This is a genomic window from Oscillospiraceae bacterium, assembly GCA_025757985.1.
Lineage (GTDB): Bacteria > Bacillota > Clostridia > Oscillospirales > Ruminococcaceae > Gemmiger.
The window spans coordinates 1,903,012-1,915,245 of record CP107210.1; the positions used below are offsets into that span (position 1 = coordinate 1,903,012).

The 12,234-nt window shown below is 60.6% G+C and carries 10 protein-coding genes; 3 read left to right on the forward strand and 7 right to left on the reverse strand.

Translation table 11 applies throughout. From position 1 onward, the window contains the following. Positions 1 to 135: 135 nt before the first annotated feature. From gpmI to OGM67_09395, 4 genes are all read right to left on the reverse strand, one after another. Positions 136 to 1,662 (reverse strand): 2,3-bisphosphoglycerate-independent phosphoglycerate mutase, encoded by a 1,527-nt coding sequence (gene gpmI, locus OGM67_09380; GenBank protein ID UYJ33797.1) that lies wholly within the window; start codon positions 1,660 to 1,662, stop codon positions 136 to 138. A gap of 179 nt (positions 1,663 to 1,841) precedes the next feature. Beyond that, on the reverse strand, positions 1,842 to 2,612 hold the full coding sequence (gene tpiA, locus OGM67_09385) for a triose-phosphate isomerase (protein ID UYJ33798.1): 771 nt from the start codon (positions 2,610 to 2,612) through the stop codon (positions 1,842 to 1,844). A 280-nt stretch (positions 2,613 to 2,892) separates the two neighbouring features. Continuing rightward, a complete protein-coding gene (locus tag OGM67_09390) occupies positions 2,893 to 4,101 on the reverse strand; it encodes a phosphoglycerate kinase (protein UYJ33799.1) in 1,209 nt (402 codons plus the stop codon). A gap of 161 nt (positions 4,102 to 4,262) precedes the next feature. Then, positions 4,263 to 4,613: a hypothetical protein gene (locus tag OGM67_09395; protein ID UYJ33800.1), complete on the reverse strand. Its 351-nt coding sequence runs from the start codon at positions 4,611 to 4,613 to the stop codon at positions 4,263 to 4,265. 219 nt (positions 4,614 to 4,832) lie between these two features. On the opposite strand from OGM67_09395, the gene OGM67_09400 reads away from it, so the two are divergent. Continuing rightward, entirely contained in the window at positions 4,833 to 5,711 is an 879-nt protein-coding gene (locus OGM67_09400) for a YihY/virulence factor BrkB family protein (GenBank protein UYJ33801.1), read from the forward strand. A gap of 144 nt (positions 5,712 to 5,855) precedes the next feature. Here OGM67_09400 and OGM67_09405 read toward each other — a convergent pair whose 3' ends face one another. The 3 genes from OGM67_09405 to OGM67_09415 form a co-directional block, all read right to left on the reverse strand. After that, the gene (locus tag OGM67_09405) at positions 5,856 to 6,944 is read right to left on the reverse strand and encodes a sugar kinase (protein ID UYJ33802.1); all 1,089 of its coding nucleotides are present in this window, start codon (positions 6,942 to 6,944) and stop codon (positions 5,856 to 5,858) included. A gap of 303 nt (positions 6,945 to 7,247) precedes the next feature. Further along, complete coding sequence (locus tag OGM67_09410) at positions 7,248 to 7,907, reverse strand: TrkA family potassium uptake protein (GenBank protein UYJ33803.1); 660 nt, start codon at positions 7,905 to 7,907, stop codon at positions 7,248 to 7,250. 154 nt (positions 7,908 to 8,061) lie between these two features. Continuing rightward, positions 8,062 to 9,381 (reverse strand): H(+)-transporting ATPase, encoded by a 1,320-nt coding sequence (locus OGM67_09415; protein ID UYJ33804.1) that lies wholly within the window; start codon positions 9,379 to 9,381, stop codon positions 8,062 to 8,064. A gap of 180 nt (positions 9,382 to 9,561) precedes the next feature. On the opposite strand from OGM67_09415, the gene OGM67_09420 reads away from it, so the two are divergent. Both OGM67_09420 and OGM67_09425 read left to right on the forward strand, forming a co-directional pair. Beyond that, a complete protein-coding gene (locus OGM67_09420; GenBank protein UYJ33805.1) occupies positions 9,562 to 11,058 on the forward strand; it encodes a hypothetical protein in 1,497 nt (498 codons plus the stop codon). A gap of 181 nt (positions 11,059 to 11,239) precedes the next feature. After that, complete coding sequence (locus OGM67_09425; protein UYJ33806.1) at positions 11,240 to 12,181, forward strand: hypothetical protein; 942 nt, start codon at positions 11,240 to 11,242, stop codon at positions 12,179 to 12,181. Positions 12,182 to 12,234 lie beyond the last annotated feature (53 nt).

Below are 12,234 nucleotides of genomic sequence, written 5' to 3' on the forward strand. Positions count from 1 at the left end.
CCGGCGGCTGCGGTACGGCATCTGCGTTGCCAGAATGCTCGATAATACACAAAGTATTATCTGCGCTTTTGGCTTAGCAGCTGCCGCACCTCGCTCGCCGTATCGGCACTTAGAATTATGCGGTATTGCCTTAAATTATTCCACAATAATGCTCTTGCCGGTCATCTCTGCGGGGACGGGCAGACCGATGTAGGGCAGCATGGTGGGGGCGATGTCCGCGAGGCACCCGCCCTCGCGCAGCTTCACATCGCCTGCACCGATAACAGCGAAGGGCACGACATTGGTGGTATGCGCGGTGAAGGGAGAACCATCGGGGTTCTTCATCTTCTCGGCGTTGCCGTGATCGGCAGTCAGGAATACGACACCGCCGGCGTTCAGCACGGCGTCGGTGACTTCGCCCACGCACTTGTCAACGGCCTCAACAGCCTTGACAGCAGCATCAAAGACGCCGGTGTGGCCGACCATGTCGCAGTTGGCGAAGTTCAGGATGATGACATCGTACTTGCCGCTCTCGATGCGGGCCTTGCACTCGTCAGCGACCTCATAGGCGCTCATCTCGGGCTTGAGGTCGTAGGTGGCAACCTTCGGGCTGGGGATGACCTTGCGGTCCTCGCCCTCGCAGGGCTGCTCGATGCCGCCGTTGAAGAAGAAGGTCACATGGGCATACTTCTCGGTCTCGGCGATGCGCAGCTGGGTCTTGCCGTGGGTGGCCAGATACTCGCCCAGCGTGTTCTTCAGCTCGACCGGCGGGTAAGCGACCTCACAGTTGGGCATGGTGGCGTCATACTCTGCCATGCAGACATAGTGGACCTGCTTGCGGCCGCCGCGGCGCTCAAAGCCGGTGAAGGCGTCGTCGCAGAAGATGCGGGTCATCTGACGGGCACGATCCGGGCGGAAGTTCATGAAGATGACGGTGTCGCCGTCCTCAACGCGGCCGCCCTCGCAGGTGACAACGGGGATGACAAACTCATCGGTCACATCGGCGGCGTAGCTGGCCTCGATGGCCTCGGCAGCGTTGGCGGCGTGGTTGCCCTCGCCGTAGACGAAGGCAGCGTAGGCTTTTTCCTCGCGGTCCCAGTTGTTGTCGCGGTCCATGGCGTAATAACGGCCGGAGACACTGGCGATCTTGCCGATGCCCAGCTCGTCCAGCTTGGCCTGCAGGTCAGCCAGGAATCCCTTGCCGCTGTGCGGGTCGGTGTCACGGCCGTCCATGATGCAGTGCAGGTAGACGTCCTTCGCCCCCATGTGCTTAGCCATCTCCAGCACGCCGAACCAGTGGTCGGCATGGCTGTGGACGCCGCCGGTGCCGACCAGACCCATCAGATGAATGGCCTTGCCCGCGTCGATGGCTGCCTTCATGTTCTTGACGAGGACGGGGTTCTTGAACATCTCGCCGTCCTTGATGGACTTGGTGATGAGGGTCAGCTGCTGGTAAACGATGCGGCCTGCGCCCATGTTGGTGTGGCCGACCTCAGAGTTGCCCATCTGGCCATCGGGCAGGCCGACAGCCATGCCGGAGGCCTCGATGGTGGTCATGGGGTAATTGGCAAAGATCTTGTCCAGATTCGGTTTGTTGGCGGCGGCCACGGCGTTGCCGTAGGTCTCGTCCGGTGTCCAGCCGAAGCCGTCCATGATGCAGAGCATAACAGGTTTTTTAGACATAGAATTGAAACTCCTTGTGTGGTTTAAAGCCTTCCCCTCTGGGGGAAGGTGGCCGCAGGCCGGATGAGGGGCGAGCGTACCTTGCCGAGCCGTAAGCGGGAGATAGTGGCAAGGTCGCCCCTCATCAGTCGCCTTCGGTGACAGCTTCCCCCAAAGGGGGAAGCCTTTTTGTGGGGGATTTAGCCCTTCGTGGCAGCGTCAACGATGACCGCAAACTGGTCAGCCTTCAGGGAAGCGCCGCCGATCAGGCCGCCGTCAACATCGGGCTTGCTCAGCAGCTCCTCGGCGTTCTTCGGGTTCATGCTGCCGCCGTACTGGACGGTCAGGGCCTTGGCGGCGTCCTCGCCGTACAGCTCGCCGACGACCTTGCGGATAGCGGCGCAGACCTCCTCGGCCTGATCAGCGGTAGCAGTCTTGCCGGTGCCGATGGCCCAGATGGGCTCGTAGGCGATGACAACATTCTTCAGCTCGTCAGCGGTCACGCCATTCAGCGCGATCTTGACCTGCATACGGACCAGCTCCTCGGTCACGCCCTGCTCACGCTGGTCGAGGCTCTCGCCGACGCAGATGATGGGCTTCAGGCCGCCGGCCAGCGCAGCCTTGGTGCGCTTGTTGACGGTCTCGTTGGTCTCGGCAAAGTACTGGCGGCGCTCGCTGTGGCCGATGACGACATACTCAACGCCGAGGTCGGTCAGCATATCGGCAGAGATCTCGCCGGTGAAAGCACCAGACTTCTCGAAGTGGACATTCTCGGCGCCGACATGGATGTTGGTGCCCTTGGTCATCTCGACAGCGGTGACGAGATCGGTGAAGGGAACGCAGATGACGACCTCGCAGCCGGCGTCCTTGACAGCGGGGATCAGCTCGCTGATGAGGGCCTTGGCCTCGGTAGCGGTCTTGTTCATCTTCCAGTTTCCGGCGATGATAGCTTTACGATTCTGTTTATCCATGATAAATTTACTCCTTCCATAATAAGCCTTCCCCCGCGGGGGAAGGTGGCGCGAAGCGCCGGATGAGGGGCGGGTGTGCGGATATGACCCGTCAACGGGATAATATGGCAAACTCGACCCTCATCAGTCGCCTGCGGCGACAGCTTCAGCCTCCGCGCTAAGAGCCGCCTCCGGCGGTTGCGCTCCGACACGCGCCTGCGGGCGCAGCCCCTCAGGGGGAAGCCTTTTTACAAAAAGAGCGCGGCGGCTTGGCCGCCGCGCTCTGCGGGTTTCTTAAAAATCAAGCCTTCTGGATGACGGCAATGCCGGGCAGTTCCTTGCCCTCGAGGTACTCGAGAGAAGCGCCGCCGCCGGTGGAGATGTGGGTCATCTTGTCGCCCAGACCCATCTGCTGGACAGCAGCTGCGGAGTCGCCGCCGCCGATGACGGTGGTGGCATCGCTCTCTGCCATGGCCTTGGCAACAGCCAGAGTGCCGGCAGCGAGGGTCGGGTTCTCAAACACGCCCATGGGGCCGTTCCAGACAACGGTCTTGCTGGCCTTGACGGCGTCAGCAAACAGCTTCATGGTCTCGGGGCCGATGTCGCAGCCTTCCATGTCAGCCGGGATAGCGGTGACAGGGACGATCACAGTCTCGATGGGGGCATCAATGGGATCGGGGAAGTCCTTGATGCAGGCAGCGTCAACAGGCAGCAGCAGCTTGACGCCCTTCTCCTGTGCCTTGGCCATCATCTCCTTGCAGTAATCCAGCTTGGAGTCATCGCACAGGCTCTTGCCGATCTCATAGCCCTGTGCCTTCAGGAAGGTGTAGGCCATGCCGCCGCCGATGATCAGGGTATCGACCTTCTCGAGCAGGTTGGAGATAACATTCAGCTTGTCAGCGACCTTGGCGCCGCCCAGAATGGCGGTGAAGGGGCGCTCGGGATCGTTCACGGCGTTGCCGAGGTACTTGATCTCCTTCTCCATCAGGTAGCCGACAGCGGTATCCTTGACATAGTCGGTCACACCGGCGGTGGAGCAGTGGGCACGGTGGCAGGAGCCGAAGGCGTCATCGACATAAGCGTCGGCCAGGCTGGCCAGCTCCTCGCTGAACTCAGGCAGGTTCTTGGTCTCCTCCTTGCGGAAGCGGGTGTTCTGCAGCAGAACGACATCGCCGTTGTTCATGGTGGCAACGGCAGCCTTGGCATTCTCGCCGACAACATTGTCATCATCGGCAAAAACAACGGGCTGGCCCAGCTTCTCGCTCAGGCGCACAGCAACGGGGGCCAGGCTGAACTTGGCCTCGGGGCCGTTCTTCGGCTTGCCCAGATGGCTGCACAGGATGACCTTAGCGCCGTCGTTGATCAGCTTCTTGATCGTCGGCAGTGCGGCATTGATGCGGTTATCGTTGGTGATAACGCCGTCCTTCATCGGGACGTTGAAGTCGCAGCGAACCAGTACGCGCTTACCGGCGTAGTTCTCATCGTCAATGGTCTTTTTACCCAAACCCATAGTAAAAGCTCCTCTCGGTATGTTTCACATTTTTGGCAGGGCGCACCGCGCCCCAAGGGGTTTATCCTTATTATACGCATAAAACCGAAAATGCGCAAGTGTTTTTGATATATTTTTAACCGCCTTGCCGCAGCAGGGGTGTAAAATTTCTGTGTACGGCACTATTCCTGCCGAAAAGCACGGTAGGTATCGGCTGCCCTCTGCCGCTGGGCCGCGGCCTCACCCTCGTCTATAAAGGCCACAAGCGTCTTTTCCGCAGCGGCAAAGGCCCCGCCCTCACAGATGCCGGGCAGGGCGTACAGGTCCTGCAGCGCCGCCCAGTACAGCCACAGCTCCATCAGCTCAATGACCTCGGCGTAGTCCAGACCGTAGACAAATTTTTCGTCACAGCACAGTGCATACCGCCGCTGCATGGAACGGCAGTGGCGGGCGGAGCGCTCCCAACGGCCCTGCTGCACAAAGGTCTGCAGGTGATTTTCAGCCTCGCGGCTGTGTTCTGTTTCGGTTTTCAAACAGAGTCCCCCCCCCCCGGAATATTTTTCCAATGTCAAGACGCAATTTTGTTGGCAATTTTTATCCTTAAAGAATCAATGTTATTTTACCACATTTTTTGCAATCGCACAAGACCCGGCCCCAAACAAAATCCGCCGCATGAACATTGCGTTCCGCAGCGGAATCCGCTATAATGAACTATATATCGAAAGACCGCCCGCACAGACAAGGAGCCTGCCATGAAGCCGAAGCTGACCCGTTGGACAAACACCGCCCTGGCCGTGCTGCGCCGCTATCTGGCACTGGATATGACGGTCTACGCCGGGTCGGCCACGCTGTTTTTGCTCACAGCATCCTTTCCGCTTTTGATGTGGGTGCTGCTGCTTGTCAATTTGATCCCCGCCTTTTCAGTGGAGGGTGTAGCCGAGCTGCTGGCGGATTTTCTGCCCCCGATCCCCGAGATTCAGGCCGCCGCCGTGCAGCTTTTGCAGAGCCTGAGCGGCCAGTCGGCCCAGTTTGTGGCCTCGCTGGCCGTGCTGACCACCATCGTCTCGGCGTCCGGCGGTGTGAGCGCGCTGCAGGTGGGGCTGCAGCGGCTGACGCCCGGCTCTCGCCGCACCTTTCTGAACCGGCTGCTCGCCATCGGGTACACCTTTGTGTTTGAGCTTTTGCTGCTCGTCATGCTGGCCCTGCAGGGCATACGGTCGCTGTTTGCGCATTTTGCCGATACGCTGCCGTTTTTCCGGCATTATGCAGCGGTGGTGCATCATCTGCAGCGGGTGGCCGACATCGGCCGATTCGTGACGATCCCGCTGCTTTTTGTGCTGCTGCTGCTGATCTACACCTATGTGCCGGGCGGGCGGCGCACGCTGCGCAGCCAGCTGCCGGGCACGATCTTTGCCACGGCCGGGTGGCTGATCTTTTCGCGGGTATTTTCCTTTTACATCGCGCATTTCTGGCGGCGGTCGTATATCTACGGTTCCCTGACGGCGGTGATCCTGCTGATCCTGTGGCTGTATGTGATCATCAATCTGCTGTTTATCGGGGCAGGGCTGAATGCGGAGCTGCTACCCAAAGGCTTCTCCCCCAAGGGAGAAGCTGTCCGCAAAGCGGACTGATGAGGGGCGGACTTTCCGCGGCAGCCCATTCCCGGGCAATCATGGAAACGCCGCCCCTCATCCGTCTGCAGTCGGGGGCCGCAGACACCTTCCCAAACAAAAGCGCGCCGTCCCTCACCCGGGACGGCGCGTTTTATATACGGTTTACCGCTTGATATCGTAGTTCATATTCATCAGGTTGCGGATGCTGTCCACATCGTCGGTGATGTTCGCATCGCCGTGGATGGTGTGCTTGATGGCACTGGACGCCACTGCAAAGTTGACCATATCCATCGGCTTGTAATCGTGCATCATGGCGTAGATCAGGCCGCTGGCAAAGGCATCACCGCCGCCCACGCGGTCGAGGATGTTGAAGGTGAAAAGCTTGGACTCAAAGGTATGTCCCTCATACCAGAGGAAGGCCTTGAGGCTGTTTTCACTGCCGGAATGGGCGTAGCGCACATGGCGGGCAATGCACTTGATGTTGGGGTAACGGTCGATAAAATGCTGGAAGATCTCATCCTGCTGCTCATAGCTGGGCTGCAGGGGGACGCCGTCCTTCCAGTCGCCCTTGGCGTGGTTCTCGTCATCCTTCCACAGGTGGTACGGCTCAATGCCGAACAGCACATCCACATAGGGCAGGCACTGGGTGCAATAGTCGCGGGCCTCCTCCCATGACCAGAGGGTGGAGCGGAAATTGCCGTCAAAGCTGACGGTCAGGCCCTTCTCCTTGGCGGTCTTGAGGCAGCGCAGGATAAAGTCGGCGCAGTTGCGGTTTAGCGCCGGGGTAATGCCGGACAGGTGCAGCCAGTCAAAGCCATCAAACAGCGCATCAAGATCGACCTTGCTCAGGTCGTACTCGGTCAGGGCGCTGTGCATACGGTCATAGATGACCTTGCTGGGGCGGATGCCGTAGCCGGTCTCAAGATAATAGGTGCCTAGACGATGGCTGGGGGTCTCCTCCTTGGTGGAGAGGATCATCGGCGTGCAGTGTACATCGTTGCAGCGCAGCCAGCGCACGGCGCTTTTGCCCAGCGAGTTGTTGGGCACCACGCTGAAGAAGGTGGAATCCACCCCAAGGTTGGCCAGTGCCAGCGCAATATTGGCCTCGCTGCCGCCGTAGCTGGCCTCAAAGGTGGAGGTCATGCGGATCTTTTCATAGTTCGGCGGGGTCAGTCGCAGCATCACCTCGCCGATGGTGATGAATTTCTGCGGGCTGTTGTTGCCCATCAGGATCGGATTGCTGTGCTCCATTTGGAAGTCCTCCTGTTTTTGCCGTAATTCGTTAGCTTAAGTGTACCGCATCGCGCGGCGAATTGCAAGGCAAAAAGCGCAAAATCCGTGCGGTTAGTTTTTTAACAAGAGGGAAGGCCGGTTGTAATGGGAAGGCAGAAAAGCCCCTCCGGCCTCGCAAGCTCGGCCAGCTCCCCACATTGTGGGGAGCCTTTTGCGCGGGCACAGCCCGCGTGAAAAGCCTCCTCGCTCTGCGGGGAGGTGGCCGAGCGTCAGCGAAGGCCGGAGGGGCTTTAGCCATTGGCGGGCGCGCTGAGCCGCGCCTCACATCTCCTTCTCAAACCGGTCGATCTTGGCGACCTTGCCGACCACGGCCATGACATCGCCGTCCTTAAAGGTATAGTCCGCGGAGAACTCAACATTGGTCTGGCGGGCATGCTCCACCGCGATGACATTGATGCCGTAGACCTTGCGCAGGTCAAGCTCCCGCACACTCTTACCCAGCATTTTGCCGCCCACAGCGATGCGGCGCACCTCGACACCGTCCCCCAGTGCGACATAGTCCAGCAGGTTGCCTGAGATCAGCCGCTTGCCGATGCGCACGGCCATATCGGCCTCCGGATAGACGACCTCAGCCCCCAGCTGCTTGAGGACCTCGCCATGTACCTCGCTGGCCGCCTTGGAGATCACATGCGGCACGCCGAGCTTGGTGACAAGCATCGTTGTCAGGATGCTGATGTCGATCCGTTCGCCGATGCAGATCGTGACAGTGCCGCAGTTCTGCATGCCGGTCTCCTTGAGTGCGGCCTCGTTCAGCTCGTCAATGACAAAGGCGTAATCGGTCCAGCCGCGCACTGCCTTGACCTTGGCCTCGTCCTTGTCAACGGCGATGACCTCCTTGCCGGCGTCCGACAGCGTTTTTACCAGTGCGGTGCCGAAGCGGCCCAGGCCGATGACACCGTAGCTTTCGGCGGAACTTTTCATTTTATCAAACATATGTGTACCCTTTCTGCGCCGCGCCGGGCGGCAGAGTATGTAGGGGCGCATTCTATATGCGCCCGCGGAGCCGTGCCTGCGGCAGGCGGGCACGGGCGGATATGGAATCCGCCCCTACGGTGGTTGCCTTGCGGCTTCGTATTTACCCAATCGTGATGGCTTCTTCGGTATAGCGGGCGGTGGGCTCGGGGCGCTCGACCCAGAGGGAGAGCAGCGTCACCGCACCCACGCGGCCGATGAACATGGTAAGGATCAGCAGCACCCGGCTGCCGGCGCAAAGCCCCGCCGTGATGCCGGTGGAAAGCCCTGACGTGCTGTAGGCCGAGATCTGCTCAAACAGCAGCCGGACAAAATCCATCTCCGGCTCAAGGATGCAGAGGCCGAAGGTGCCGCCCAGAACAACGATGATCCCCATCAGGGTGATGGTCGCAGCCTTGGGCAGCGCAGCGTCCGGCAGGCGGCGGTGGAATGCGCCGAGCCGCCGCTTGGAGAAGATCGACCGCACCTGCTGCATCAGCACAAAAAAGGTGGTCGTCTTGATGCCGCCGCCCGTGGACCCCGGCGATGCGCCGATAAACATCAGCAGCATAATGACCAGCAGGCCCGCGTTGCTCAGGGTGCTGAAATCCACCGTGCAGAAGCCCGCCGTGCGGGCCGTCATGCTCTGGAAAAACGCCGTCATCCAGCCAAGGCCGTCGGTCAGCTGCAAAAGCGCCATGCCGCCGAAGAGCAGCACCGCCGTGGTGGAAAGCACGACCTTGGTGTGAAAGCTCATTTTGCGGAAATTGCCGCGGCAGCGGCCGACATCGAGGATGACCATAAAGCCGATGCCGCCCACGATGACGAGCGCATCGGTAACGATGTTCAGCAGCAGATCATCCCGGTAGGGGATCAGGCTGGTGCCGCCGCCCAGTGCGTCAAACCCCGCATTATTAAAGGAGGCGATCGAGTGAAAAATACTGAGCCAGACCGCCCGCAGCGGCATGTGGTCCCGGGCAAAGGCCGGAAAGCTCAGCACCGCGCCCGCTGCCTCGCACAGCACCGTCATGAGCAGGACGGCCCGCACGAGTTTGACCATGCCGTTCAGGTTTTCGACATTCAGCGCCTCCCGCACAAGGGAACGGCCCTTCAGGCTGATGCGCCGCCCTGTCACAAGGGCCAGCCCCATACCGATGGACGCCACGCCCAGACCGCCGATCTGGATCAGCACCGCGATGACCAGCTGGCCGAACAGACTGAAGGTGTCGCCGGTGTCCACCACGACCAGCCCGGTGACGCAGACGGCGCTGGTAGAGGTAAAAAGTGCGTTCAGCGGTGTGATATGCACCCCCGGATGCACCGAGAACGGCAGCATGAGCAGCGCCGCACCGCAGAGGATCAGCAGCGCAAAGCCGATGGCGATGATCCGCGCCGGGGGCTGCGTCTTTAAAAATTGTTGGACCGCATTGCGGATATGCTGCATGGTGTTTTTCCCTCCTGCCGATTGCATTGGCTGTATTATAGCACACTTTCCGCTGCGTGACCAAATTTATTTTTTTTTTCGCGCCGCAGGGGGGCGCAGGGGGGCGCAAATCGCCCTTGCGGTATTGCGTTAAATCATGTATAATGAATTATTACTGATAGTATGTTGGGAGGTGCGGCCATGAGCCTGCAGAGTTTCGGGTTCTTCGGCTTTTTGCTGGTGGTGGCCGTGGTGTATCTGCACCTGCCGCAGCGGCTGCAAAGCGTTTTTCTGCTGGGGGCCAGCTGGGTATTCTACGCGCTGGCCATGCCGGCCATGCTGCCCGTGACCATCGCTGTTGCGGTGTTCACCTACCTGTGCGGCCGCGGGCTGGCGGCGCGGGGCGGCGTGCATAAAACGGCAGCGCTGCGCCTCGGCGTTGGCGGGCTGCTGGCGATCCTTGCCTTCTTCAAATACAACGGCGCGTTTGCAGCGGACGGCGGCTGGCAGGCCGTGGCCATGCCGCTGGGCATCAGCTTTTACACCTTTGCGGCCATCTCCTACCTGATTGACGCTGCGCGCGGCGATTGCGAGGTCGAGACAAGCTTCATCGACTTTGCGCTGTTTCTGAACTTTTTTGCCACTGTGACACAGGGGCCGATCTGCCGTGCCGGGGCACTGCTGCCCCAACTCAAGGCCGAGCATCGCTTTGACGCCGCCCGCACCGTGCAGGCGCTGCGGCTGCTGGCGCTGGGCCTTTTTAAGCTGGTGGCCGTCAGCGATGTGCTGGGCCTGCTGGTGGACGAGGTGTTCCCCCACTACGGCAGCTACGGCGGCCCCATGCTGGTGCTGGCCGCTGTGTTTTATACCTTTCAGCTGTATTTCAACTTCTCCGGCTATTCTGAGGTTGCCCGCGCGGTGGGGCTGCTGCTCGGCCTGACCCTGCCGGAGAACTTCAAAACACCTTTTTTTGCCACAAACTTTTCCGGCTTCTGGAGCCGCTGGCACATCAGCTTTTCGTCCTGGCTGCAGGACTATCTCTTTATGCCGCTGGCGTGGGCCGATGTTTCGGGCGTGACACACGGCAGGCTGACCCGCCTGCCCGCCGAGGTCTGCGTATTCACGGTGTTTTTTGTGTCGGGCTTCTGGCACGGCAATACACTGCCCTTTGTGGTGTGGGGCCTTTTGCAGGCCTGCTACCGTCTGGGTGAGGAGCTGCTGCACCGCCGCCTCGGCAAGCCCAAAAAGAAGGCCCCCGCCCGCGTGCAGTGGGCCAAGCGCGCCGGTGTATTTGCGCTGTGGTGCGTGAGCATGGTCTTTTTCCGGGTGGGGTCCTCCCCTGCCGCCGCGCCGCTGACCGTTGGCGATGCGTTCCGGTATCTGGGCGGCTGTTTCCTTAACTGGGCGCCCGCGCGGTTTGTCGCCGAGCTGTACGCCGCCGCGTCCAACGGCTTTTACGCCAACGCCATCATGGTGGCCGCGTACTACGCCTTCACGGCGCTGGTGCTGGCGCTGGCGTTTTATCTGGACGCCCGCCGGGCGTTTGCGTTCAAGAACAAGCCCGCCGAGTTCTGCCTTGCCAAAGAAAAGCACCGCTGGGCCGTCTATTATGCACTGGTGATCGCGCTGCTGATCGGCTATATCATGCAGAGCGGCGGCTTCGGCAGTTCCGGCTTCGGCATGTATGCGGGGTTTTAACTCCAAGCCTTCCCCAGGGGGGGAAGGTGGCGCCGCAGCGCCGGATGAGGGGCGGGCTTCCCGCAACCACCCATTTAAGGGTTGTATCGGCGCCGTCGCCCCTCATCAGTCAGCGGGCGGAGCCGCTGACAGCTTCCCCCGCAGGGGGAAGCCATTCTAACGAAAGGAGGCTGCTTGGCCCATGAAAAACATTCTCAAAAAAATGGCGCTTCTGGCGATCCCTGTGGTTCTGTGGTTCGTGTTCTTTGCTGCGTTTGAGCCAAACAACTACTTCGGGCTGAAGGCCTCCGCCTCGTCCAGCCAGCCGGTGGCGCGGGTGCGCGCCTACCAGCAGGCGCCGGGCACAAATCTGATTTTAGGGGACAGCCGCCTTGCCCATTTTGATATGCAGCTGGTCAACAGCCTGACCGGGCAGCCGTGGCAGAACCTTGCGTTCGGCGGTGCCTCGCTCAAGGAGACGCTTGATCTGGCGGACTATATACTCAACTCCGGTCATGAGGTTGATACCCTAGTGGCAGAGGTTTCGTTCTATACGCTGAACGCCGGGTACAACACCGACCGCTTTGCCGCGTTGGAGGAGACGCTGAACAACCCCCTCGCCTACTGCTTTAACCTTGAGTACAATGTAAACGCCCTGACCGTGGCGATGGACACGCTGCGCGGCACACCTGACACGATCGAGTCCGGCGACTGGACCGAGAGCGATTATCTGGCCGATGACGGCACGGTGCTGCCGCTGCACCGCCGGCTGTACGACTACACCGCCACCATCACCCCGCGCTGCAGGGACTGGTCGGTCAACACCGAGCAGCTTGAGCGGCTGCGCGCTTTGGCTGAGCGCTGTCAGGCCGAGGGCGTGCGGCTCATCGTGGTTTTGCCGCCGATGGCGGAAAATGTGCGCACCGAAGTCTGCGATGCCTTCGGCATCAGCGATGCGATGGAGGATGAGGTACTGCCCGCGCTGCGCGCCTGGGCCGACAGCTACGGCTTTACCCTGCTGGACTATGAGTGGGGCGGCAGCTGCATCACAGACGATGACACGCAGTTTTTTGACGGTTTCCACCTTGATGAAAAATACGGCCTGCCGGTTTGGACACAAGAGTTGTTTAACGATATAAAGTGAGTACCGCACGGTAGGGGCGGGGCTCTGCTCCGCCCGCGGGGCGTCGAGGACGC